The sequence below is a fragment of the Frigidibacter sp. MR17.14 genome, from assembly GCF_037095735.1.
GTDB lineage: Bacteria > Pseudomonadota > Alphaproteobacteria > Rhodobacterales > Rhodobacteraceae > Frigidibacter.
Window position 1 is genome coordinate 20,118 of the sequence record NZ_JBAWKD010000002.1, and the last position, 23,995, is coordinate 44,112.

Annotated in this window: 26 protein-coding genes; 1 reads left to right on the forward strand and 25 read right to left on the reverse strand. The window is 65.6% G+C overall.

Features of this window, described 5'->3' with window-relative positions:
• Nucleotides 1-180: 180 nt before the first annotated feature.
• The 7 genes from V8J36_RS05210 to V8J36_RS05240 form a co-directional block, all read right to left on the reverse strand.
• A complete protein-coding gene (locus tag V8J36_RS05210; RefSeq protein ID WP_336466215.1) occupies nucleotides 181-4,128 on the reverse strand; it encodes a glycosyltransferase in 3,948 nt (1,315 codons plus the stop codon).
• A gap of 384 nt (nucleotides 4,129-4,512) precedes the next feature.
• The gene (locus V8J36_RS05215; protein ID WP_336466216.1) at nucleotides 4,513-5,136 is read right to left on the reverse strand and encodes a hypothetical protein; all 624 of its coding nucleotides are present in this window, start codon (nucleotides 5,134-5,136) and stop codon (nucleotides 4,513-4,515) included.
• The gene (locus V8J36_RS05220) at nucleotides 5,133-7,517 is read right to left on the reverse strand and encodes a hypothetical protein (RefSeq protein WP_336466217.1); all 2,385 of its coding nucleotides are present in this window, start codon (nucleotides 7,515-7,517) and stop codon (nucleotides 5,133-5,135) included. Before V8J36_RS05220 ends, V8J36_RS05215 begins: the two co-directional genes overlap by 4 nt.
• Nucleotides 7,517-7,750 carry a hypothetical protein gene (locus V8J36_RS05225; protein ID WP_336466218.1) on the reverse strand — a complete coding sequence of 78 codons (234 nt, stop codon included), beginning with the start codon at nucleotides 7,748-7,750 and terminating at the stop codon, nucleotides 7,517-7,519. The genes V8J36_RS05220 and V8J36_RS05225 overlap by 1 nt, the downstream gene beginning before the upstream one ends.
• A gap of 250 nt (nucleotides 7,751-8,000) precedes the next feature.
• Nucleotides 8,001-8,318, reverse strand: a complete 318-nt coding sequence (locus tag V8J36_RS05230) for a hypothetical protein (protein WP_336466219.1) — start codon at nucleotides 8,316-8,318, stop codon at nucleotides 8,001-8,003.
• Nucleotides 8,318-8,626, reverse strand: a complete 309-nt coding sequence (locus tag V8J36_RS05235) for a DUF6527 family protein (RefSeq protein WP_336466220.1) — start codon at nucleotides 8,624-8,626, stop codon at nucleotides 8,318-8,320. Before V8J36_RS05235 ends, V8J36_RS05230 begins: the two co-directional genes overlap by 1 nt.
• Nucleotides 8,623-9,348: a lysozyme gene (locus V8J36_RS05240; protein WP_336466221.1), complete on the reverse strand. Its 726-nt coding sequence runs from the start codon at nucleotides 9,346-9,348 to the stop codon at nucleotides 8,623-8,625. The genes V8J36_RS05235 and V8J36_RS05240 overlap by 4 nt, the downstream gene beginning before the upstream one ends.
• A 676-nt stretch (nucleotides 9,349-10,024) precedes the next feature.
• On the opposite strand from V8J36_RS05240, the gene V8J36_RS05245 reads away from it, so the two are divergent.
• A complete protein-coding gene (locus tag V8J36_RS05245) occupies nucleotides 10,025-10,228 on the forward strand; it encodes a hypothetical protein (protein WP_336466222.1) in 204 nt (67 codons plus the stop codon).
• A 108-nt stretch (nucleotides 10,229-10,336) separates the two neighbouring features.
• Here the strand turns inward: V8J36_RS05245 and V8J36_RS05250 are convergent, their stop codons facing one another.
• The 18 genes from V8J36_RS05250 to V8J36_RS05335 form a co-directional block, all read right to left on the reverse strand.
• The gene (locus tag V8J36_RS05250; protein WP_336466223.1) at nucleotides 10,337-10,939 is read right to left on the reverse strand and encodes a hypothetical protein; all 603 of its coding nucleotides are present in this window, start codon (nucleotides 10,937-10,939) and stop codon (nucleotides 10,337-10,339) included.
• The gene (locus V8J36_RS05255) at nucleotides 10,936-11,229 is read right to left on the reverse strand and encodes a hypothetical protein (protein ID WP_336466224.1); all 294 of its coding nucleotides are present in this window, start codon (nucleotides 11,227-11,229) and stop codon (nucleotides 10,936-10,938) included. Before V8J36_RS05255 ends, V8J36_RS05250 begins: the two co-directional genes overlap by 4 nt.
• 98 nt (nucleotides 11,230-11,327) lie before the next feature.
• A complete protein-coding gene (locus V8J36_RS05260; protein WP_336466225.1) occupies nucleotides 11,328-11,801 on the reverse strand; it encodes a hypothetical protein in 474 nt (157 codons plus the stop codon).
• The gene (locus tag V8J36_RS05265) at nucleotides 11,801-12,589 is read right to left on the reverse strand and encodes a hypothetical protein (RefSeq protein WP_336466226.1); all 789 of its coding nucleotides are present in this window, start codon (nucleotides 12,587-12,589) and stop codon (nucleotides 11,801-11,803) included. The genes V8J36_RS05260 and V8J36_RS05265 overlap by 1 nt, the downstream gene beginning before the upstream one ends.
• A complete protein-coding gene (locus tag V8J36_RS05270; RefSeq protein ID WP_336466227.1) occupies nucleotides 12,586-15,750 on the reverse strand; it encodes a phage tail protein in 3,165 nt (1,054 codons plus the stop codon). Before V8J36_RS05270 ends, V8J36_RS05265 begins: the two co-directional genes overlap by 4 nt.
• Nucleotides 15,747-16,166 (reverse strand): DUF6950 family protein, encoded by a 420-nt coding sequence (locus tag V8J36_RS05275; protein ID WP_336466228.1) that lies wholly within the window; start codon nucleotides 16,164-16,166, stop codon nucleotides 15,747-15,749. Before V8J36_RS05275 ends, V8J36_RS05270 begins: the two co-directional genes overlap by 4 nt.
• Complete coding sequence (locus tag V8J36_RS05280; protein ID WP_336466229.1) at nucleotides 16,163-16,711, reverse strand: hypothetical protein; 549 nt, start codon at nucleotides 16,709-16,711, stop codon at nucleotides 16,163-16,165. Before V8J36_RS05280 ends, V8J36_RS05275 begins: the two co-directional genes overlap by 4 nt.
• Nucleotides 16,711-17,295, reverse strand: coding sequence for a hypothetical protein (locus tag V8J36_RS05285; RefSeq protein ID WP_336466230.1), 585 nt, complete (start codon nucleotides 17,293-17,295; stop codon nucleotides 16,711-16,713). The genes V8J36_RS05280 and V8J36_RS05285 overlap by 1 nt, the downstream gene beginning before the upstream one ends.
• The gene (locus V8J36_RS05290) at nucleotides 17,295-19,190 is read right to left on the reverse strand and encodes a hypothetical protein (RefSeq protein ID WP_336466231.1); all 1,896 of its coding nucleotides are present in this window, start codon (nucleotides 19,188-19,190) and stop codon (nucleotides 17,295-17,297) included. The genes V8J36_RS05285 and V8J36_RS05290 overlap by 1 nt, the downstream gene beginning before the upstream one ends.
• On the reverse strand, nucleotides 19,183-19,407 hold the full coding sequence (locus V8J36_RS05295) for a DUF7697 family protein (RefSeq protein WP_336466232.1): 225 nt from the start codon (nucleotides 19,405-19,407) through the stop codon (nucleotides 19,183-19,185). The genes V8J36_RS05290 and V8J36_RS05295 overlap by 8 nt, the downstream gene beginning before the upstream one ends.
• 83 nt (nucleotides 19,408-19,490) lie before the next feature.
• Entirely contained in the window at nucleotides 19,491-19,883 is a 393-nt protein-coding gene (locus tag V8J36_RS05300) for a hypothetical protein (protein WP_336466233.1), read from the reverse strand.
• Entirely contained in the window at nucleotides 19,880-20,818 is a 939-nt protein-coding gene (locus V8J36_RS05305; RefSeq protein ID WP_336466234.1) for a phage tail tube protein, read from the reverse strand. Before V8J36_RS05305 ends, V8J36_RS05300 begins: the two co-directional genes overlap by 4 nt.
• 22 nt (nucleotides 20,819-20,840) lie before the next feature.
• On the reverse strand, nucleotides 20,841-21,260 hold the full coding sequence (locus V8J36_RS05310; protein ID WP_336466235.1) for an acyl-CoA transferase: 420 nt from the start codon (nucleotides 21,258-21,260) through the stop codon (nucleotides 20,841-20,843).
• On the reverse strand, nucleotides 21,257-21,913 hold the full coding sequence (locus tag V8J36_RS05315; protein ID WP_336466236.1) for a DUF6441 family protein: 657 nt from the start codon (nucleotides 21,911-21,913) through the stop codon (nucleotides 21,257-21,259). The genes V8J36_RS05310 and V8J36_RS05315 overlap by 4 nt, the downstream gene beginning before the upstream one ends.
• Nucleotides 21,913-22,224 carry a head-tail joining protein gene (locus V8J36_RS05320; protein WP_336466237.1) on the reverse strand — a complete coding sequence of 104 codons (312 nt, stop codon included), beginning with the start codon at nucleotides 22,222-22,224 and terminating at the stop codon, nucleotides 21,913-21,915. Before V8J36_RS05320 ends, V8J36_RS05315 begins: the two co-directional genes overlap by 1 nt.
• Nucleotides 22,221-22,424 carry a hypothetical protein gene (locus tag V8J36_RS05325; RefSeq protein ID WP_336466238.1) on the reverse strand — a complete coding sequence of 68 codons (204 nt, stop codon included), beginning with the start codon at nucleotides 22,422-22,424 and terminating at the stop codon, nucleotides 22,221-22,223. The genes V8J36_RS05320 and V8J36_RS05325 overlap by 4 nt, the downstream gene beginning before the upstream one ends.
• A gap of 65 nt (nucleotides 22,425-22,489) precedes the next feature.
• Nucleotides 22,490-23,503 carry a major capsid protein gene (locus V8J36_RS05330; RefSeq protein ID WP_336466239.1) on the reverse strand — a complete coding sequence of 338 codons (1,014 nt, stop codon included), beginning with the start codon at nucleotides 23,501-23,503 and terminating at the stop codon, nucleotides 22,490-22,492.
• Between the two features lie 62 nt (nucleotides 23,504-23,565).
• Nucleotides 23,566-23,946, reverse strand: a complete 381-nt coding sequence (locus tag V8J36_RS05335; RefSeq protein ID WP_336466240.1) for a head decoration protein — start codon at nucleotides 23,944-23,946, stop codon at nucleotides 23,566-23,568.
• Nucleotides 23,947-23,995: the final 49 nt, after the last annotated feature.

Here is a 23,995-nt window from a genome sequence, read left to right on the forward strand (position 1 = left end):
TCAAGCGATCGGCGAAAGGATCAGCATATAAAAGCATCGAGGTCCACATCAGGCGCTTAAGAAAAAGCGCCGATATCGGGACGCGTCTCAGCGGCTTAACTTCAGGGAGTCCTTTCAGCCACCACAAGAACAGGCGGCAGGTCAAAACCTGCCGCGATAGGTCGAACACGAACCGGCCCGTCACGACAGGATCGCGCAGATCCTGCGAAGTCTGGCGCTGAAGCTATGGTTTGCCGCCACCCAGGCAGCAATTTCATCTCTCTCAGCTCTAGTATGGCGACCACGCGCAATCTCAATCCCGCAACTTAGGCTCGCGCCGTCATCAAGAATAGTGCACGCAGCCGAAATTTCTTCAGGAAGAGCTGCAACGCTATCGGTCAGCAATGGCGCTCCTGTTGCCAGGACGTCAAATATTCGATTCGATGCAAAACCATAGCTGCGCATGGCATCCCAGTGATCATTAAGCACAACATCGGCGCCAGCGTAATAACTTGGCAACCGAACGTTCGGCACGTTCTCACCCAAAATCCAACCGGCTGGTGCCAGCCCTTCCCACATCTCACCATAAAGATCTAAGGGAAGGTTCTCAGCGATCGCTTTGGCCACAGTGCTGCGCATCACTTTGCGTGAATTTCCCACATAGAGCCGAGAGTGATGCGGCGCCCCTACTCGAGCGTTAATGTTGAATCTCTCAACTTCCGTGCATTGAAGCAACGTTGATATCGAAGTCCCAAGGCCGCGCTGGATGAGTTGTTTAGACCAATGGTCCGAAGCGACGAAAAGGTGATCGTAGCCATCAATCTCGGGATCCTCAACCTTGTCTGGGTGGCTAATCATCCACATCAGTCGCGGCGCCCTTCCAGCTAGAGGAGCCGTATCTGACGTTCTCTCTGGGAAGACGGACAGCCCTCGCAGCACCAAGTCCGCTTCGCCGAAGGCGGCCGGATCAGCCCAACTTTCCAGAAAATCAATACGTGCGCTCAAGCCAATCCTTGCAGCTGCTTTAGCCAACGCCACGGCGAAATGATAATCGCCCCAGCGGTCCTTCAATGCAGGGCGAGGGCATGGAATCCTCAATCGGAAACCAGTAATTCCGCCGATTATCGCGGGAGATACGCATTGGGCGGCGGGCGACGGATAAATTAGCTTCGGTATCTGTATTGCGAGGCCCTCGGCAACTAGATGCTGTGCATTCGGCATGTATTCTTCGGCGATAACACCGTCTTCGACGTAGTGGATCTGATCATCACCCGCGACCTTACCACCCCAGCGCTCGGCGAAAATTGCACGGTTGGCGGGGATTGCCCTGCCACGCCCCTCCGACTTCCCCTCGTGATGGATCACGACACTGTCTGTAGCACATGTGAAGACCGCATTTCCTTCACCGATCCTAAGGCAAAGATCGACATCTTCTTGGCCATTTACAAAAATGGGATCGAAGCCCTGCGCGTTCGCGAAGTCCTGCGCATGCAATGCAAGACAGGCCGCAGTCAGCGCCTTGAAGCGCCGACGTGGCGACGACAATGGGTCATCGCCAGGCCGACCAGTATAAAGTCCGTAAGCAAACGGAGAATGGTCACTAAATACGAGACCGAGACACTGCACTTTACCATCAGGGTAAATAAGCTGAGGCTGAACGCCGCGAATAGCAGCATCGACTGTCATCGGTTGCAGCAGAGCGGAAAGCCACTCAGGCGTAACCTCTGTGTCATTGTTGAGGAAAACCACGCGAGCACCGCGGCTAGCAGCAAAACCGAGGTTATTTCCGAGCGAAAAATTCATATTCTCTTTGTTCAGGACAAGCTTAATGCGGCTCTCACGTTCTGCCCACGAATAAAGAAGTTCCACTGTTTGATCGTCGCTTTTATTATCGACTAAGATCACCTCAAACGGAAGCCCAGCCTCGTTTCCAAAGATCGATGAGAGACACTTGTCCGTCAAGTCCGGGTTGTTGTAAACGCAGATGATGATCGAAACCAGATCTAGATCGCGTGCACACGCATCTCGTCGCATCGCGTCCCAGTCGATCATATGTTTGTTGCGCACCACGAACTGATAAGAAATCTTTTCCTTTATCGAGATGCGATCTGGGGATCGAGAGTTGTCGTAATCCGCGCCAACCGAATTACAATAAGTCGGAGTGAACACTTCACAGTAACGGATAATCAGGTCCCAGTCGACCATTCGGCGCAGTGACGTATCAAATCCACCGAGCTTCTCGAACACCTCACGGCGGTGAGCAAAGATGTTGAGATCAATGTAATTAGTAAGTTTCAGCCTTTCGAGATCGAAAGCCACACATAGCGTGTTGGCAGCTTCAGGATTGTCAAATCCATCGCGGAGCCGGAGCAGCGCAGAGTAACAACATGCGGCACCTGAACGAAGCATCTCGAGAAGAGTGATTTCGAGATAATCGGCTCGCCAGCGGTTATCATCGTCAAGGTAGGCGAAGATCTCGCCTCGTGCCGCCGCAAGACCAGTATTGCGGGCCGCGCAAACACCGCTGCCGTCGGCAGAGACTATCCTTATTCGTTGATCAGGCCAGCGCGAAGGAACAGCCTCAAAGGTGCCGTCTTCAGATCCGTCATCTATAATTATCAGCTCCCAATTATCATAGCTCTGCGCGAGGACTGAGCCGATCGATGCCTCAAGTCGCGATAGACGATTCTTTGTGGGCATTATGATCGATACCAGCGGGCGCTCGGCTAGCAATCGTGATCTGAACGAACTGCCAAGAAGCTCCCTTTTCCAAGTGTCGGAGGCCTCTGGTGAGAATTTTGGATCGCTGGGCTTGGTGATCGGCATCGGTACGGCTGACGCAGCCGCGGGAGGGACGTCCGCAAGAGGGACAGGGGCAATATCCGACAGCGCGCCTAGGCCCGGTATATCGCGGGACAGGCGGAAGCGGCCTCTACGATCAAGCAAACCAAACATTGTGCGGTATTCGCGCTTGGCCACTGAATCATTCAAGCTCGCAATCTGACTCTCGGAAAGGGCAGGTATCCGCTTGAGTGCAATTTTTGCAAGATTGCGCCTTACTGAAGTCTGGAAGGGACGCTGAATTAGCTTCTGCGCCCGACGCAAGCCCCCCACAAGAGCGACAATATTATGATCTCTGATCTGCAGTTCGACAAGTTGCGCTTTAACCTTCTCGCTAAGTCGTTTGATCTCGGCATCTTTTAATTTTATCGCCCCTGCAGCCTCTGTCACGTTAGCGGTGAGCCGGCATATCTCTGCGTTTTTAGCATTCTCTAGCTTCGCCCGTTCCTCCTCCTTCGCGTGCAATTGCTTGGCATATGCGGCCTCGCGACTTGCGAAGGCCGAAAGTAGCTGATCTGGCAGCGACTGGATCTCGCGCGGTAACATCGCCGAAGCGCCGGAGAGCAGGGCCCCTGCGCCCAGAGAGGCTGTCTGCGCTTTTGCGGCGGCAATCTGACGTTCAAGGAGAAAGCGATCACCCGCGAGGGTAAAGAAGCTCGTGATCATCTCACGCCCCGCATCGCCGCCCAGAAGTTCGATCAACGCGGCAATTTCGTCGGTGAAGTTTTCCCCGAAGAACAAAACCCCGAGCCCATGCTGGTAGGTAAAATTGACGGCGGGAAACTGTCGGACTAACTCGTCCCAGTAGCGGTAGACGCCGAAACCGCGATCGCGAACTTCAGTATCATGGAACAGCACGATGGCACGAGTAGAAAGCTTGGGTATCCAGCTCTCAAAATCCTCCTTCACGTCCTCGTAGAAATGACGTCCATCGACATGCAGCAGATCCACGGATCCGTCCTCAATGTCATCTAGCGCCTCAAAAAAGGTCTTTCGCAGCAGCGTCGAGAAGGCGTAGTGGGAGTTCACTTCCCGGACTAGGTCGAATACCTCTTCGCCATAGAGGCCTGCATGCTCGTCTCCCAGCCAAGTGTCGACAGCGAAGCATTCGGTGCGCAACTCGGCTGCAGCGACTGCCTCGCACATGGCGAAGTAGGAGTACCCATAATGAGTTCCTAGCTCCACGATCCGCCGCGGGCGTGCAGCACGCACCAACCACTGTACGAAGGGTCCATGTCGCAGCCACGCGGACGCTGGAGGCACGAAAGAAGGTTCGCCAACTGCATGGCCAAGGAAGTGCGTATTCATCGAGGTCCGCTAGATTGAGACTTGTTCGGGACATTTAGGTCAATTTGGAGAGCGATTCCCACAACATATTCACCGCCGTCCCAGAACCCCACAGCACGACTGGAACACTCGAGAACAAGCCTATCCCAGTACGAGCAAAGATTGACAACCTGACCGACGAAGAGCTTGGCTATAGCCGCCCCGCTTCGGCTTGGCGAACACCTCGCCGATCCGTGCCAATAGGAGAAGCATGCCATCGAAACTTGTGAACCCGGCGGCTCGGCTTTAGGAATGAACCGCCATGCCACGTCTTGGAACGCCAGTTAGGCAAGCGCATCGAGAAGCTAACCGTGAGCTTTGGTGGTTCAACCAACGGTGCTGTCATGCGCAGCTCTCCGCCGCCCATCAGTCCGCCGTAGCGTTTTCCAAATCAACGGCATCCGCAGGCGTTGCATCGACCGGCTCGAGCACGACAGCCCCCTCCTTCAGCCCGAGACGCTGTCCCCGTGCGATCAGCGCCAGCAGGATCCGCCCCGAGGCCTCGTCCCGCGCGGTGGCCAGCACCTTCTCGTGGTAGACGCCTGATTGCAGCCGGATCACCTGCACGACGCTGGGCGCGCCCGCCTTCTCCCGCCGCAGCATGTAGCCAATGTTCGCCGGCGCCTGGGCGCTCGGGTCATCGTTCGGGACCATGATTTGCGGGATCGCTGCGGTTGCCTTCGCCATGGCTTGTCTCCTGACAGGTTCAGGCAGGCCCGGCCAATCCGGGGCTGCTTCGATGTAGACGCCCAGCAGGGGCGCCGTGGTGATGCGCACTGGCCACCCGCTCGCGCGCCTGCGCAGGCGCTTGAGAGCGGCCGATGTGTCCAGCCCCTCCATGTCCTGCAGGCGGACGGCGCGGCCGCGCAGCCACCCGTCCGGGGCCCTGCCCGAGCTGCCGATCGTCCCGGCGACCAGAGCCGTCAGCACGCGCAGCTCACCGCGCGGGATCGGCCCCAGCGCGGCGATAAGATCGGTGTTCAGATTCACGCGGCGGCCTCGTAGGCACCGGCGTCGTGCAGCGCGCCGGTTCGCGGGGCGCCGGCGAGATCCCATTTCAGGACAGGCTTGACCAAGCCCTTCGCGGGAGATGCCACGCCGATCTGGTAATTGCCCCCACCTGCCCCGGCGGTCAGCGTAGTCCCGTCCGCGCTGTCGGTCCCCTTGTAGTCCGCGAACAGCGGGTCCAAGCGCACGGTGTTGGAGGTGCCGAACTTTGCGCGCAGCCCCTTGTAGGTGGTCTCGTGGGTCGAGGCCTTGGTGAACATCGCGAACTCGCCCTGGCAGCCGGCGCCGTAGTCGTACTGCCAGTTGCCGGTGCGGCTGCCGTCGGCGGCGAAGGTGTCGGTCTTGAAGTTGACCTGATTCCAAAGGTTGCCTGCCATCGCCATCAACTTGTTCGTGCGCGGTGTCGAACCCTCATCGTAGAAGAAGTTGGCCCGGCCGGTGCTGTTGAAGCCCGTGACGGTGTTATGCATCATGAGGACGTGCGACGTGCTGCCCGACGCATCGTCGGCCGAGACGCGGACAGAACGGGTGCCGAGCTGGGTGTATTCCAGCACGCACTGCACCAGCGCCAGACCACCGACATTGTTGTTCTGACCCGACGCGAGCCAGCAGTCCGGGTGGACATCACGGATGAAGCTGAAGGCGCAGATCGATCCCGTGTCGGCCCCGTTCGCCATGGCCCGCTGGGCGCCCGTCGTGCCGGTGCCGACGTAGCCATTGCACCGGCTGCCAAGGATCAGCCAGGCGTCGAAGTTGATGCTGGTTGCCGTCAAACCACGGCTCAGGCGCCACTTCGGTTGCGAGGACGAGGCATTCAGCAAACCGGTGTCACCGTTGTAGATGATGGTCAGCCCCAGCGCCTGAAACTTGTACCAGTCGGCGCTCCCCGAGGCGACCATGCCGCCCGCGGACGCGCTGAGGTCGAGCGTGCAATCCTCCAGGACGATGACGTGCCGCGAACGGTTGCCCGATCCCGGCACCGACCAGGCGGCGCTGGTGCCCATGCCGTAGATGTTCAGGCCGCGCAGGCGGATCTGCACCTCGCCGCCTGAGGGATTGTAGAGATTGGGCTGCGAGGCAGTCGAGCTGCCGAACTCGATGCGAATGTCTGACCGCGGCACCCCGGGCGCGGCCTCGATCACCAGCTCGGAATGGGTCTGCTGCGACTGATCGGAACTGCCGAGCGCTGACATGTAGAAGGTGCCGGCGGTCAGGCGGATCACGCCGTAGTTGGCATTGCCATTGACCGCCTTGAGACGCTTCAGCGCCCCGGTGAGGGTCGCGCACGGGGTCGCCGCGGCGATGGCCGGATCAGCCGAGACCGCGCCGGTAGTGTCGCTGCCGCCCACGGCGACATAGACCAGAAACGGTGCCGTGGCTTTGGCGACCGAGCGGCGGAAGGTGCGGGGGCTGAACTCCCAAGCGTTCGCCGAGACAGCGCTGTCGGCCACAGATGCCGCGACGCCAACGTGCGGATAGACCTTGGCGTTGATGGTCAGGGTCGTTTCATCGGCAAGCGCAGAGATGTCGATGTCCGCGGCAGGACGATAGACGATCACCGGGTATTTGTCGGTCGAGAGGCCCGAGAGCACCGAAGCCGAGGCCTTGGCCGAAATCGTGTTCGTGCCATCACTGATCGTCCACTCCACGCAGGCCACCTGCTCGCCGCCACGAGCCTCGCGATGGAACGCGACGAGCTCGAGGCTTTCCTTGGCAAGGACGTTCCCTACCACCTGGCGCGCGGGCCGTGCCCAGTTGGCGACAGGCTTCGGCGAGGAAACGAGCGAGCCGTTCGTCACGCCAAAGATCTGGTCATCCGCATAGACGACATCCGACATGGACACGCGCGTGGCATGCAGGGTGAGATGGTTCGGATACGGCAGGCGCACGCGGCTGGTGATCGTCAACGTATCGACAAACGTCAGGGCATCACCATTGCCATCGAAACCTGCGCGCTTGACGGTGATGGTCTGCGGAGCGGTGTCGGGCGCAAAACTGGCGGGCGGGCTCGGATAGGTCGCGTCCCAGCCCTCAGCGCCAATGGCTGTCAGCGGTGCGGATGCACCTCCGCCTCCGCCCTCGCCGCCTCCACCTTCGTCGCCACCGCCACTCTCATCCTTCGGCACGTATGCAGGGGTGTGCGAGACAATCGTGGTCTCCACATCGAGCGTGTCGCCAACGGCGCCGGTGATCGTCGCCGGCAGGTTGACCGCGGCCCAGGCTGTGAAAGCGCCCGCGTTGAGGCGATAGCGGAGGTAATGCGGGCCGTTCCCGGGGATGGTGAAGGTGCCGTCGGCATGGGCGATCGCCGTCAGGCCACGTGCGCCACCTCGAGGGTTCAGGATCCATTGAACGCCCGCCATCACAGCACAGCCCAGGCGATCAGGGCGGGACCGTATTGCTCGAGCACCCTGGTGTCGCGGAGATAAATGGTCTTGCCGGCAGCCACGCTGAGGGCTTGGCGATCACGAAGAACGACCCCAAATCGCTCTTCCACATCCTCGGCAGTTTCGATCTCGACTTCGCCACGGCGCACCTGCAGCAGGCAGTCGGCCTCCGGCGTGAACGCGACCCAGTCAGTCGCAGTGAGTTCCATCTTCGGCATAGCTCTTCAGCTCCGAACGGGCGGCACTCCGGCCGCGGGTTGCAATGTCAGGGGTGGTCAGCGGGCTAGCGCCGCGCGGGCCCCGTTGTAGGCATCGACGGCGAGCTGCTTCTGCTCGCCGCAGGCAATCAGGGCGGAGCCGATGCGGCCGAGGCTCACCTCGTCATCCGCCACCGTCCCGCCGCGCGACAGAAGGGTCGCCGGATGCGGGCACGGATCCACGACCGCGGCCGGCAACGGATCAAGGCGAACCCCAGCGCCGCTCCAGCCGCTGCACCCCGGCAGCATCGACGCCAGCGCGAGCGCTGGCAGGATCCGCGAAGGCTTCATTCTCGATCTCCCGTGCAAGCTGGTCGCGCTCTCGGCGCAGGCGCTCGGCCTCGACCGCGCGCCTGGCAATCTCATCGGCGCTGTCCTGGAGGCGGCGCTCGACGCGCTGCCGATCGGCGAGTTGCCGCGCTGCCTCGGCCGTGGCGCCATGCGAGCGGCCGGCGAGATAGGCGGAGCCGGTGGCGGCGATCAGCACTGCCAGCGCGCCGGCGGCGAGCCAGCCCCGCATCAGAAACCTTCCCAGTCCGGCAGCTCGACCGTCTGCCCCGCGAGCGCATGGGTGCAGTCGCCGAGGTACTGGATCCGGCCGTCGGTGACGAAGGAATGGCACGAATGCGCATGGTCGGTGTGATATGGCCCAGGCGCGTTGACGAAGATGGACGGCGTGAAGGTCGGCGCATCGCCCGAACCGTTCCAGCCCCAGCGCGGGCCCGGCCCGTCGCCAACCATGACCATGTGGCCACCGTCGCAGCCGGGGCACCAGAACATGAGCCCTCCACCCTCGACCTTGCGGAGCTTGGAGCCGAAGGCGCTCATAGCGCCGCCCCCTCGAGGCAGAGCTCGCGCTCCTTCTCCCGTCGGATCGTAAGGCCACGTATCCGCTGCATCACGCCATTCACCCGGCCCTTGTCCCAGAGCAGGATGGCGTTGCAGGCCCCCACCCGGTCGCCTGCCCGGGCGCGCTTGGCCATGGTCGAGCTGCAGAATCCGACCTTGCCGATGTTGTAGGCGGTCGAGGTGAAGGCCGCGAGCATCGGCATCGGCAGATCCGGCAGGCAGGCATCGATCGCGAGGTAGAACTCGATCACCCGCTTCGAAAGCATGCTGTCGCACTCGGCGACGGTATAGCTCGCCTTCGGGATGCCCTCGGTTTCGCCCGCGCACCAGGTCAGCACGCCGACAGCGTCGTAGTAAGGCTTCAGTACCACGCCCTCGTAGCCGCGGATCGTCGGCACTGCCAACGCCACGACCATCGCCGCGGTGGTGACAGCTGTGCCCCGGCGGGTCCGCGGCGATCGTATGCCCCCATCTTCGGCGCCACCGAACGCCGGCAGCTTCGCCTGCACGAGGATCCGCGCCACCAGCGCGCCGGCCGAGACCAGCCCGGAGAGCGCGGCGAACAGGCCCGGCTCGACGCCGAGCGCATCAGCGGGAAGCATCTGCACCGCCACCTCCAAGCCGCTCAGCAGCGCCGCCAGCAGAATGAGACGTATCGACCAGGCGTGCCGCAGCACCGCCTGCCAGTCAGGGATCAGCATCGATATCACCTTGAATTTGCGGCGGGCCCTGAGGCATTCAGGACTAGCCGTCATGGACAAGCGGAAGGACACGCTATGAAGAAGAGCAAGGTCATGCTCGCCGCGTTCGTCATCGCCGCGATCGGCCTCTGGGCATACGCCGTCTACGCGATCGCTCAGGTCCTCAGGATCTGAGGCGATGCGGGCATCCATCGCATTTTGCAACTAAGTCGACGCAACAAAGCACGGTTACTTGCGTTGTGAGAAAGGCTGTCCGAACCCTTCGTCACCCTCGGGGGAGGGTTCGTCGGCTTTCGGGTGTGGGGCCGCCCGGAAGCCGGCACGACCTAGGTTATGTGAGGCGCATTTTGCGATGAAGGATTGGATCATCCTCGCGATCTTCGTAGCCGGCGTCGTGCTGCTGTGGGTCTTGGCTATCGCAGCAGCGACAGATGTCTTTGCGCGATAGGCCACTTTCGAGACTCGCCGGCAGGGCGTAGAATTCTCGTCGCTGCCCCCTGCGCCCTAGGTCCAAGGCCCTCAGGCCGAAGATCCGCATGCAGGGAGTAGCACCCCTTACTTCCCCGTCAGCAGCGGGACGATCAAGAACCGCCGCGCCTTCAACAATCAGCGCCGACCGAGTGACTTTTTCTACGCGCGCGCTACTTTCACGCCTGCGCTTGGGAGGGCGTTTCCAATGGAATTCGAAGACGCGATCGAGACGGCACCGTCGCCGGAGACGAAACTTGCTGACAGGCCAGCCACGACGGAAGGGCCGCCATCTCGGTGGCAGCAGAAGCGCGACGCTATCGAGCTTCGCTTGCAGATCATCGAGGCCTATGACGAAGCCCGCAGCTGGCAGGCAGCTTTGGTTAAACAGCGGACTCGAGAGATGGACTGAGCCACTTTAGAGACTCAGCGGCACAGAGTAGACTCCTCATCGCTGCCCCCTGCGCCCCACAGTCCGAGGCCCCCTGCCGGAGATTGCGCGCAGGGGAGCAGCACCCGCTCACCTCCCTGCCACCAGCAACTTGTAGGTCACCGGATCCGAGCGCTCCGGGATCCGCGTGCCGGCGCAGTCGTATTCCATCGACAGATAGACCTCGACACGGCCCGGGATCAGTGTCGGCGGTGGGACGATCTCAATCCGCAGCTTGGTCGGCTCTGCGCCGATCTGGCGGCGTACCGGACCAGCGTTCAGCCGCTCCCCCGGGGTCGGGATGTTGCTCGCGTCGGTGAAGAGCGGGACCCAGTCCGTAAGCCGGCAATCCCGCCCGAGCTTGGTGCGTTCCATCACCAGGATGAGCGTGACGGTCTCGCCGACGTGCACAGGCTCCTCGACATAGGAGAGACCTGCCTTCTGGCGGATCACCCGATCCTCCCCGAGCGCCCGGCTGACGCTCTTCTCGATCTCGGCCAGACGATTGTCGATCTGTGCGAGATGGGCGGTGGTGTCCGCCGGACCGTTCCAGATCAGCACGAGCCGCGTGCCGAGCGGCGTGAAGAGAGCAGCCGCAGCGGCACTCATCCCCCAGAAGAACAGGCCTGCGAGCCAGATCCACAGGCGCTCGCGCAGAAAGCCCTTCTGGGGCAGCAGGTCTCGGGCGGTCATTTTGTCGGATGCCTCTCGGGTGCGGACTCGGCCGGAAAGAAGCGGGACCGGCGCCAGAGACCGATCGCCACGAAGGTCAACAGCAGCGCCTGGCAGGCGCCGGCGGTGATCGGGTCGGGCGCGGCGATCACCCCTGCCCCGCAGGCCACGGCGGCGGTGTCGACGATCCCGTCGCCCAGCGGCGAGCGCTGGACGCGCCATTCCCAGACCCCGGCATAGAGCGCGGCCACGATCGGCGGCACGGCCACCGCCGGCACCGACAGCGCCAACAGGATCATCGCGAGCGTCACGCCTATCGCCGCCGCGTGGGCGAGCGCGACGCATGCCCAGTAAGGCAGGTTGCCCCGCTAATCGTCGGGCACCGCCAGGTCGCGGAGGAAGGCCAGCATCAGAGCGCCGCGCCGTCGATGAAGAGCGCGTCGACCTGCTCGTCAGTCAGGGAGGCCGCCGCCTGCAGCGCCGGGATGAAGGGATCGAGGCGGGCGAGGACCCGCGCCCCGGCAAAGCGGATCCGGGCGTAGGGCTGCTGGTCCTCCGGCAGCGCCGAGATCGCGGCCACGGCGAGCGCCGGGAGTTCGCCCCGCGCCACCCAGGCCTCCGCCTCGGCGAAGGTCATCACACCAGTCGCGGCGGAGACCATCGCGAACTGAAGGTCGGTCAGCACCATGCCGGCGCGCAGGACCTCGGCGGACGGCTCGGGCCATGCGAAGGATCCGTCGCCCTGACGGACCTGCCCCGGCACTGCATCGACCGTCTCGAACTCGGTCCCGCCGAGATCGTACTTGGCCGCGAGCGCGTCGAGGCTGTCGACGTCCAGCCAGGACTGGACCACGACCCCATTCTCGATCCGGACGACGCCCATCAGGAGATCCTCCAGATATCGAGGAAGTTAGCTTGGACCGCGCCTGAGCCCGCGTCCGGCAGCAGCGCCGCGTTCGACACGTAGCTGCCGCCCCGCCCGACGATCCGGATCCGGTCATCGGCGATGCAGGTCATCAGCGCCTCGAGCGGGAGATAGCGGCCTCCGTCGTTGGCGGCGGAACTCGCGACGCGGATCCCGACTTGGCAGCCGAGGTTCGCGGCCGGGTTGCCGTTGTAGAGGCCGAGGCCCAGCGTTTGCGTGGTCGTCGGGATCGCGGTGATCCGCGCGAAGGCCCGCGCCTTCACGAGATACTGTCCGGCGGCGGGGATCACGACTTGCCCGCCGCTGAGGCTCGCCCCCATGACGTTGCGCACGATCGTGTCGAAGGGGATGACGTCGTTATGCGCCCAGGTGCCGGGCAGGCCCACACCGGTCGCGATGAAGTCGGGGATCCGACCGGCAGCGACGGCTGCCCGCGTCGGGACCTTGGCCGGGTCGGTCAGCATGAAGCCCGCCGCCGAGAGGAAGTCGTCCAGCGCGGTCGAGGCAATCGCGGGCGCGCGCAGGACATCACCGTCGACCGTGCCGATGGTGATCCAGCCGTCGTTCGCCGGGCGGCGCATCTTGACCGTGTCGGTCGTCGTGTCGCGCCAGAGCTGGTGCGGATAGGTGGTCTCCGGGGGCGCCGCGCCGGAGTTCATGGTGGCGATGGCCAGCAGGGCGGCGTTGATGTCCGCACGGAAGGCGGCGCCGTACTGGTTCTCGATGTTGTAATCGTGCTGGCTCATGAGACCCGCCCATACCCTTTTGCGATGAAGTCGATGGTGGCGGGGCTGCTGCTGACCGCGCCGGCTGCTGTTCTGACGGTGACGGTGAAGCCCTCGGCCGTGCGCGCGGTGACCCGCGCCACGTCCCCGGGGGCGGTGACGGCGTTGATCGCGACCGCCGGGGCGGCGCGGAATGCGGCGGAGAAGAGGATCGTGGCCGTCCCGGTCACCGCGACATCTTCCCCGGCCTCGACCCTGTCCGGCATGTCCACCCGGGCACTGAGCGCGCGGATGATCGGCGTCGCCGAGGCGTCGCGGCTGGTAAGGATCGCCCGGAAGCGGAAGGCCCGCGCGGTCAGGTCGGCCGCCACGAAGTCCTGCCAGCCCGCCCAGCTCGCCGCGCCCCCCGGATCGTCCTGCGTGTAGTCGACCTGCAGGCGCACCGAGGTGCTGTCGAAGGCGGTCGGGTCGCCGTCGATCGGCGCCGGCAGATCGTCCCAGAGGCCGATCATCTCGTCGATCGTGCCGCCACTGATGTTGAGGTACTGCACCTCGGCCGTGGCAGAGACCCGGCTCGTGAACACCTCGCCGAGGTCGATCATGCCCGCGAACTCGTAGGTACCCGCGCCCTGCAACCCGCCGCCGAAGTCCCAGAGCCCCTGCAGGTCATCGACGAGCTCGTCCATGTCGTCGACCATTCCCTGCGTCGCGAGCTGGAGATAGCTGCCGACGCCATCGCTCGAGGCGACGACGCCCTCCGCGGTGCCGGTGAAGGATGGCCCCTCCTCGATCGTCTCCACGACGTTCAGGGCCGAGACCGCCGCCAGATCGACGACCACCGCCCGGGCTGCTGCCTGCTCGCTGACCCGGCCGCCCTTGTCGACGGCCTTGACCCAATAAGTCCCGGTCGCCGCCGGCACGGACACCGATGTGGCGGGACGCGCGATCTTCGGGACCAGGTCGACCGCATCCTGATAGCTCGCGCCGACGATCAGCGGCGAGAAGCGGATCTTGTAATGGCTGAGGTCGAGGTCCGGGACGGCCGACCACGAGAGCTGCAGCATGCCGCCGACCACGTTGGCGGCGAAGTTCGTGACGTCCGCCGGCGGCTCCGAGAAGGCGGTCGATGTCCAGTCGAGGATCTCGGTCCAGTCCGAAGCGAGGCCGAGAGCATTGCGCGCCTTCGCCCGCACGTCATAGGCCCCGTCACCGGCCAGCGGGATCTCGAAGCGCCGGGCCACGCTCGTGCCGGCGGCGATGTATTCTTCGGTCGCCGCCGGCCGATGCTGGACCTCGTAGGTCAGGGCCTGGTCGCCGGTATTGCTGAGATCGACGATCAGGACGCTCGTCACCTGCTCGGCGACGATGCGCAGTTCGCTGTCAAGCTGAACCCCCGGTGCCTCGGGCGCGCCGAAGCTCAGCGTCGTGTTGTTGGACACGATCTCCCGTTCGTCCGCGTTCCAGAGGAAGACCTCTTCGCTGATCTCGCGCAGCGTGAGGGCGACGCGCAGGTCGCCCGCGTCCCCGTTGACGAAGAAGCGCCAGGCCTGCACCTCGAACTCCTTCGCCGCCCAGCCGTAACGCGCCACGGTCAGGCTCACGGTATCGCCGACCTGGCACTCGAGCGCCCGAAGACCGAAGTCGGCCGAGACCGTCATCTGTTCTCGCGCCCGGTAGAGCGTGATCTTGGCGAGGCGCTGCGCGGCCGCGGCCGACGTCGTGAACGGCAGATCGAGGTTCAAAGGCGCCTCGACCCCACCATCCTCTGCGGTGAAGCGGGCGGACCGGATCGCGGGATAGTCGGCGGTCACGTAGCCCTGCGCGGCATCGTTGAACGTGCCCTGCACCACGTTGACCGCATCCGCCATCGACGCCCGGGTCTGCAGGCTGATCCACGAGCGCAGATCGTCGAGGCCTAGATCGAGCACCGGCGGGCTGTAGTAGGCCGGCCGGAGCTGCCACTCCCCGCCGCCGTAGAAGAGCGTGCCCGCGCAGGAGGTGACCATCCGCTGGAGCACATCACCGATCGTCGCATCGGCGGAGATCACGCCGTTGCACTGGTAGCGATCCTCGGCACCGCCGCTGGCGAGGCTCACGTCTTCGGTCGAGACGAGCGCCGCGACCCCGAAGGAGGCATCGTTGACGCTCGGATCGCCCAGCCCCCGATCGGAGGTCAGGTAGTCGCGGATCGCGAGCGCGGCATTCGCAGACCACCTGGTCAGCCCGGCGTTCGGATCGTGGACCTTCGCGCCGCGGATCCGCGCGGTGATCAGCGGCAGGCCATTCGGGAATACGTCCGGATCGTACTCGAAGCGGGCGTAGAGATAGGCAATGCCCCTGCCCCGGAAGTTGGCGTCGAGGCCCGCCACGCTGCTGATCAGCACCGGGTCCGCCGCCTGCGTCGGGCTCCCGAGGTTCTTGGTGATGCGGATCCGGTGCTTCCACTTGCCGCCGGCCATGCCGTCGGCCGGGATCCTCTGGGTGACCCGTGCGAAGCTACCATCCCCCAGTCCCAGGAAACCACCGCCCGGCAGTCCCGTGAATGCACGATCTCCCGTCGCGGTCATCGGGTTACTCTTGGCCGTCACGTCGGTGCCCACCGCAAGGTAGGCCGTCGTGATCCTCGACTTCCGGCTTTCGACGAAGACCACCTCGCGCGTGACGGTGGCGTCCTCTCCCCGGCCGGAGGTCGTCGTCTTCTGCCGATAGATGTCGTACCGGTACTGCCACGCCGAGCCATCGGTCAAAGCCACCGGCTCGTCGTCGATGTAGATCTGCTCGACCGCGTCGATCTCGTGGCCGGCGAGGCAGATCACCTGGTGCAGGTAGCGGTTGTCGTCGCCATTCACCGCCATGAAGGTGACGGTCCCGCCCTTGCGGACCCGGCCATAGACATAGTCGTGCGGAGCGTCGGCGGCGCGCTCGTTGACGAGCAGCCCCTGCGACCCCGCGCTTCCGAGGCCCGCCACCTTGGGTTTCGGTGTCAGCGCCGAGAGCGCCCAGCTGGTGACGGCGCCCACGGCAAGGGAAACGCCCGCGGAGATCAGGGCGGCGGCGAAGCCGGTGGAGCTGACGCCCAGAGCGGTGACGATTGCCCCCGAGATCGGGTCGAACACCGGCTGAGGCGGCCGGCACGGCGACAGCATCGTCGTGCGGCGGTAGTGACTCGTCCAAGCGCTCATTCTGCCACCCAGGCTGCGGTGATGTCGGTGATGGGCAGGAAGGCCAGCCCGTGGTGGCCCGGGTGGGCCGCGTGTGTGCCGAGGCAGATTCCGAAGGAAGCGCCGAGGATCCAGCGCGCCTCGACCGCGCCCGGCGACAGCACCAGCGCCCCCCGCGGCGGGAGGCCCGCGACGCGGGTGAGCCGCGCGTCGACCGCCGCCTCGGCGCTGTCGAAGCCGTATTCGGCGCGCAGCTCATGCGCGGCCCGGATCAGCCCGGCGCGGCCGAGGTAGCGGCCGAGCCAATCGTCGGCCCAGCCGACCCCGTGCATTCGCCGCCAGGCCTCATTCGCAAAGATCAGGCAGTCGTGCTCTCCCGCGCAGAACGGCCGCTGCCGAACCTCGCGAAGGTAGGCCTGCAGGGCGTCGAGGTTCACCCCGTCCTGCCCCAGTTGAAGCTCTTGTCCTGCAGGTCGGTGACGTAGCTGAAGAACGTGTCGCCGGGATACCGCGCCTGCTGGCTCTCGTGCGTGTAGCGCCGCTCCTTCGCGCGCTGCAGCTCGACGAGCTTGCTGTCGACCAAGAGGCTGATCGTGCTGGACTCGCCGGCATCCTCGATCGTCATCGTGTTCATCAGCCCCGAGAACAGGGTCACCACCGGCGCCACCGTCATCTCGCCGAACATGATCCGGCAGGGACGGCGCTGGTAGGGCTCGGCCAGGGCCAGCGCCACGATCTCGGAGCTGATCCCCGAGAGCGTCAGCGTGACCGACTGCGCGGAGAGGTCGCTTGCCTCCTGCATGTCGCCGAGCGAGAGCAATTGGCCCGTGCCGGTGTAGGTCTCGCCGTTGATCGTCTTCTCACCGTAGCCGGTCCAGAAGCGCACCGGGGCCGCGTCGAAGAGCATCTCGACCGCATGGAAGATCCGGACCGCCGGCTGCGTCAGGGCATCGAGCAGAACGGGGTCGATCGCACGCGCCATTAGATGACTTCCATCGCAGAGAATGATCGTCCGGCCGAGAGATTTGCAGGGCGCATGGTCCACTCGACGAGGTTGCTGGAAAGCCGAAAGACCCCTTTGGGGGATGTCAGAATCAAGGCCTCGCCTTCCACGGTACGGCGCAGGTAGGGCCATACCTGAAGCGTCCCATCTCCACCCTGATCGGCGAGCACCTGGTGCAACCGAGCCCCCGCCCCGGCGCCGATCTGGATGTGATCACCGGCGAGCAGCGAGCCGGACATTGCGACGGAGAGCTCACCGGTCCCGGATACGCCGCTCACCACAGCCGAGGTTGCCGTGCCGCGCTTGATGATAGCGGGATCGCCGAGCAGGAATGTACCGACCATGCCCCGCAGCGACGTCATCCACGCCGCCCATTGCTGTGCATCCACGCGCGTGAGCCGCGGCAGCTCGATATCCGCCTCCCAGCGCTGACCCGGCCAGGCATGAACCTGATGAGCCAGCGTGAACTGGGAAGAACTGAGGGCGACCACGTTCACCGACCGGATGGTGATCGAGGCGAGCGATCTGAGATCCGGCATTTCGAGGGGATAGGTGATCGACATCAGGAAACCCTGAGCCTGCCGCGCTTGATCGCGTCGGCGAACGTCGCTTCGGCGAGCTGGCGGAAGAAGGGGGCTTCCTGACGGATCATCGCACGCATGCTCTCTGTGCCCCCGGACAGGTTGAAGTGTTGCTCGATCTTCATGTCGCTCGATTGCTTGGTGCTCGTGGAACCGGCGGAGCTGGAGGCCCTGAGCGGCTGCTTCGTGTGATCGACAACGGTCTCGTCAGGATGAAGCATCGCAAGGAAGCCGCCCTTGCCGTCGATCCCGCCGGAGCGCGGACCGGACGGGGTCGAGCCGCCACCGTCGAAGCTTGGCATCGTCATCGCGTCACCAAGCCACGACAGGAATCCGCCGCCACCGGCGGCGCCGAGAAGACCGATGCCGGCTTTTGCCAGTTGAACCTTGGCAATCTGTTCAAGGATCGAGGCAAGGGCACCGCGCACGCCGTCTGCCCCGTCCATGATCGAGGCGAACAAGTCGCCGACAGCGTCGGCACCCTTTCTGGCTTCGGGAGAGAGCCCCCCAAGCTCTTCGCGAACATTCTCGAGGGCGCGCTGGTAGGTGTCCGCTGCCTCGGCACCTCGTCCGAAGTATCCGCCCTCGTAGAGAGCCTTCAGGTCCTGCTCCTCGAGCTTCAGCTTCTCCGCCGCGGTCCTCGTCTCTTCATACCACCGCTTCGCATCCTTCAGCGACGTCTCACGGGCCTTCTCGGCATCCGACTTTCCACCGCCGCCGCCCTTGGCCGACGACTTGCGGACCGCGGGTGCCGTCAGGTCGAGGCCGAGGCTGCTGCCGTAGAGGCCCTGCTCGTAGATGGGCGTGCCCGTGGTCTGACCGAGGATGTCCTTCGGAAGCGAGATGTCGTCTTCGGTCAGCCCGGGACCGGACAGCTTGATCCCCGCCGCGGCATAGAGGTTCTCGGCAAGCCGCACCGCCTCGTCCGCCGCCGTGGTGATCCCGGAAGCGATGTCGATCGCCGAAAGGTCGCTTGCAGCCCCGACCGCTGCGCCGAGACCGTCACCGATCCGGAAGGCCTCGATCGCCGTGCTGGCGGCGGATTTCGCGACCTCGCGCAGGGCGGGATCGATCTTGCCGCTCTCGTCGGCTGTGGCCTCGATCGCCGCGACGATCTCCTGGAGCGCTTGGCCGATGGCGACGGGGCCCTGCGCGCTGTCGAGCGCGGTGATCGCCGCCTCAAGCCGCTCCGCCTCGTCGCGTGTGATTCCGAACTCGCTTTCCAGCTCGCCCAGAGCGGACTGGATCTGGGCCAGCGAGCCCGGCGTCATCATCACCCCGTCGAGGGGCTGCGACGCGCGGATCCGGTCGAGCTGCTCGGTAATCCCCTCGAGCGCACCGCTCATCTTCTCCCGGGCCGCGTCCAGGCTGTCGAGGAAGTCGAGCTCGGCCAGAGACCGCTGCGCCTCGTAGAGCTCCCGCGCCGCGCGGGCCTGGTCACGGAACTCGCGCTGCAGATCGCCGATCGGCGTCAGCGCCTCCTCCTGTGCCTTGATCAGCGCGCGCGAGGACGACACGAGATCGTCGACGGAGTCGCTGAGGCTGTCCGAGCTTTCGCCCGCGCTGATCAGGTAGCCGCCGAGCGGGATGAGGATCGCCGCCGCAGCGCCCAGCACGGCGCCGAACACGCCAAAGCCGCCAAGAAGCTGCGGCAGCTGCTGAGCAAAGGCCCGTGTGGCATCGGTGCCGCCCGCGACCTGCACCGCGAAGTCCCCGACCTGGTAGGACGCGTTCTGGACCTGCGAAGCCAGGCGCGCCGAGCCGTCACCGACCTCGCGCATCGCGCGCTGGCCGGAGCGCCCGACCTCGTCGAGCTGCGTCTTCATCTCGGTGCCGCCGACCACGGCCAGGCGGACGGAAACGCGCTTCTCAGTCATCGTTGCGCTCCCTGAGCTTCCTGACCATCACCGCCTCGATCGCCGGCATCAGCTCGGCCGTGATCACGGGCTCGATCCCGGAGGCGGCCCCCAGGGCCAGCACCGCCGTCATGTCGAGCCCGAGCACCCCGCCCATGCCGGCTGTCCGGACCTGGCCACCGCAGCGCAGGGCCAGTCGCCAGACCTGTTCGCCCTCGAGGGTCTCGGGCGCATTCACCTTGCGCGGGCAGTCCGGGCAGTCGCCCTCGCAGGCCGCGCAGTAGTCACCGCCCCCGCCGAAGTGCCATTCGGCGAGAGCGGTCAGACGTTTTTTTCGCCACCAAGAAGCGTCCAGGTGGCGACATGGCGCGCGAAGGCCGCGTGCTGCAGGTAAATCGCCATCAGGAGCCCGACCGCGACCGGGTCGGGCTTGATCGGATTGCCGTTCTGATCGCCCACCCCGTCCCAGTCGGTGATCGCGAGCTTCGCGACCGCCGTCACCAGACGGTTCCAGGCCTCGTCCTGGCTGAGGGCCTCCGCCGCGCCGTCCTCACCCGCGTCCCCGACCCTCGCCCCCAGCTCGGCGCTGCGCTCCTGGTGCATGAGCGCGCGGGCGGCGGTGACGAGCGCGGTATCGATGGGTTCGACCTGGACGCGCACGCCTCCGGCAAGCGGGATCCAGACGGCGGAGGATTTGAGGCCCAGACGGATCATGCGTAGCTCTCCACGTCGTTCTCGAGCACCACCGTCAGCATCGGCTGGCCGTCGCCCTGCGCCGCCTGCCAGGCGAAGGTGGCCTGCACACCCTGCGGCCCCGGCACCTCGAGGCGCGGACGCGGCAGGAAGACGTTCGGAAGGCTGAAGGTCAGCCGCTTGCCCGCGCCGAGGTCATAGCCGAACTCGAGGTCGCAGGACGCCCCCGAGGTTGCCTGATCGACCAGCAGCGTATCGGCGAAGCGCACGGTGATGTTGCCGCTGAGCGCGGCCATGGTCGGGTCTGCCCCGTCGATCTTGCCATCCGCCCGGATGGTCTCCACCCGGTCGAGGTTGTTGGCATAGGTGATCTCGGCACCGACGATATTGCCGATCTGGGCGCCGTTGCGCTTCACCGAGCCCGCGAAGTGGCCGAAGCGCTGCAGGTCGATGTCGGCCAACGTGCCTGCCGCGCTCGCGGTCGCGACGTCCTCGCCCTGCGAGACGATGGTCACGCCCGCGGTCAGAAGCCCGCTCCGCGCCATCGACCACGTCAGCCGGTCGACCATGCAGCCGGTGTGCATCCCGTAATAGGGGACCTCGGGCATGCCGATCTCGATCGACATGCTGGGCAGCGTCCAAGCACCCGAGGTGAAGGTGTGGGTGTAGGGCCCTGCCCCCGTGGTCACCGGCACGCCGAGGGTGGCCTTGAGCCAGAGCGCGAAGGCCTCGAGGTCGATCGGCACGCGGACCTCGCCACCGGCGGTGATCACGTCGCGCTGCGGCGCGAGCGGGTCGCGCCCGTAGCCCAGGAGCTCGTTGGCGAGGAGCGGTTGTTCCGAGGAAAGCCCCGCGCTCGCGAAGGGCATGCGGGTGAAGCCGCTGGCCGGCGGGGTGCCGTATGTGGTCTCGAACGCGAGCGCCAGCTGCGCCCGCGCTCCCTGTGCGCGTGCCATCATCTTCTCCTTTGTCGTGGGGTCAGGCGAGCGGATCGCTCGCGGCGTAATGCAGGACGATCCCGATCTCGCCGGCCTTCATCGCGGGCGCGCCTTCGATCGGGATCTCCATCGGTGTGGGCGGCTCGCCCTCGATCCAGTCGCAGGACCCACCGAGGGTCCGGTTCGCCTGGATCGCGAGGCCGATGGCGCGGCAGATGGCGTCGAAGGCCGCGTCGCGGTCGGCGGCCTGGTGCACCAGCACTAAGAGCACCGCCCGGTGCTCGTAATGATAGGTCAGCGGCGACATCGTCACCTCGGGCTGGCCCGGTTCGCCGTCGAGCAGGATCACGAGGCCACCCGGCGGGCATTCGACCGGCAGCGGCTCGTTGCGCAGGACCTCGGGCGCCACGCCGCCGAGGGCCGCGAAGAGTGTGGAGAGGATTGTCTCGCGGCGGGTCATTTCACCTCTCGCCAGTTGGCGACGATCGCGCCCGGCAGCGCGCTCTGCGCCGCGACCGCGTCGCGCGTGAAGTCGAGTTTCTTCGGCATGCGGGCCTGCGGCACGAGCACGAAGATCGGAACGGTCTGCTCGCCGGTCATGATCCCGTCGCGCCGGCGCTTGCCACGCTTCGGTCGCGCGTGGCCGCCCTTGTTCACCCGCGCCTCGTCGGCCACCAGGAGCGCGGTCTTTCCCCGGCGGAACACGAAGCGCAGGCGATGCCCGGTCCGACGTTCCCATTCGCCCGGGCTGATCCGGCCCCCGCGCGACGAGCGCCCCGCCGCGGCCGTCGGGATCGCGAGCCAGAAGCCGTCCTTCGAGCGGATGGTCACACCGCGCTCGAAGGCATCGACGATCTGCGGAGCCTTCGACCAGACGAGGGCCGCGGCCCGGGCCGAGACCCCACCCCGGGGATAGACCTCGGAGCGGATCGAGCCCGCAAGGCGATTGCCGAGCCCCGACGCCCGCACCTGGCCGCGCCAGCCTTCCTTGACCCGGGTGCCGGCGGCCGAGATGGCGGCGGTCACCGCGAACTCGCCCGCCCTCACCTCGTCGCGCAGGATCTCGCGGACGTCGCCCTCGATCGTGACCGAGGCCGAAAGCCCCCGCGCCATCACGCCGCCTTCCGGCAGTCGAGGACGAAGACCAGGCGACGCTTGTCCCTGGCCCGCGCCACTTGGACGACGAAGCGCTCATCGCCGACCTGCAGCGCCGCGCCCTTGCCGAAGCCGGTGAAGTCGCTCGCCCGGATCTCGAAGACATCCGTCGCGGTCAGAACCTGCGCCCGCGAATAGGGCACGATCTCGTCGTCCTGCGAGGGCATGACGCGGACAGCCCGCGGTGCGGCGCCGTCCGGATCCAGCACCCCGAGGAGGCCGAGGCGCGTGAAGGTCGCATCCACCACGCGCGCCTCGGGCGACGTCACTGGCCCGCCCCGCGCGCCTTGCGCCGCTTTGCGGGCGCTGCGTCGGGCTCGGGCTGGACAACTTCCCGGCCGGACTTGCGGCCGATCAGGGCCGCGGCGACGTCGTCCTCGACCTCGCCCCGCCAGCCGGCGGGATAGGTCGTGCGCGGTCCGGCCGCGGGATCGAAGCTGAAGCTCCGGTCGACGATCACACGTTTCATGGTGCGGCTCCTGCCGTGGAAGGGAATGAGCCTCGCCGCGCCACCGGCCCGGCGAGGCCGTCTCATCAGGTGCTGGAGTGGCCGCGCACCAGCACGCTCGGGCGCATCGAGAGCGGCAGCGTGTTCATCTGCACCTCGACGTCGACCCAGCGCTTCTTGACGTCGAGCATCGAGTAGAACGGCAGGCCGGGCGTATTCACCGTCTCGATGTAATCCGCCGGGGCGTTGTACTCGCGGAAGGTCTGCCGGGTGCCGACCGGGAAGAAGCGCGCGTCGCCGTCGGGAATGAACGACTGCGTCACCACCGTCCCGTCCTCCTGCGGCACATCACCCTCGGCCAGATATTCCTCCCAGATGATGCCCTTCCACTTGAAGCCGCCCGACACGTCCTCGCGCAGCGGGTCGGCCACCGAGGTGAAGTACTTGTAGGCGTCGCGGAAGTCCGTGTTCGACATCAGCTGGTCCCAATAGGTCGGCGTGCAGAGCGCATGGATGCCGGTCATCACGTCGCCGCGCAGGTTGGTGCGGATGTGGCGCGAGACCTCGGCCACCTTGGCTTCGATCGCCGAGCTCGTCCCGAGCGTGAAGTCGACGACCTTTTCCTCGATGCCGAAGGCGTCGAAGATGTCGAGCAGCACCGTGCCGTCCGCGTCCTTGACCTGGCCCTGCAGCGCGCCGGCGCGAAGATACTCGCGGGTGATGTCGATCGACCCGCGCATCTCGACCTGGCGGTCCATCACCACGTCCTCGACCTGGGCGAGCGTATCGCTCGAGCCGAAGGCGCGGATCCCCTGCACATCGTCGGCGATGATCCGGTCCGACAGGCCGAAGCGCTCTACCTTGAAAGCCTTCAGGTCGCGCTTGCCGCGGCGCGCGCCCGGCAGGCTGGTTCCCCGCTGCGACGAGTTGATGATCTGCAGGACGCCGTTCATCGCCTCGACGCTGAAGAGCACCGTGCGGATCGGCTTCGGCGTGAAGAGCCCGAGCTCTCCGATCCGCCCCCACTGGTTGGGGATGTTGTTGACCGCATCGGTCATTTCCACGACGCCGAAGGCATCGTTGTTGAAGATGTCGAGCATCGTGTTCTCCGGGATGGTTGTGCTTGGGAGGCCGCGCGCGCCGTTCGCCGCGCGGCCGGGGATCAGACGTCGGTGATGATGCCGATCGCGCGCAGCGCCTTCACGCCGGCGGTGCGTTCGGCCTCGGTCGCAACGCCGGCACCCCAGACCAGGGCATGCCGCTTCACGCGGGCATGGCGCTCGATCAGGATTGCGTCGGTCACGGCGGCCGCGGTCGCATCGACGCGCGAGATCAGCACGCCGGCGACCTTCTCGGCGCCGTTGGACGCGTCGGGATCATAGGGGACCAGCGCCTCGGTCGCGGTGACGCGGCCAAGGACGGTGCCGATGTCATGGGTGGCGCCCGCACCTTGGGCGACCGTGCCGGTCCCGCGGCTGTAGAACTGCTGGGCCTCGTAGAGGACGACATCGCCCACCACGCGGCCTTCATCGAAGGTCTGCATGTTCATCTCCGGAACAGATTGGGGTTGGGGTGCCGACCGGGCGGGCGGC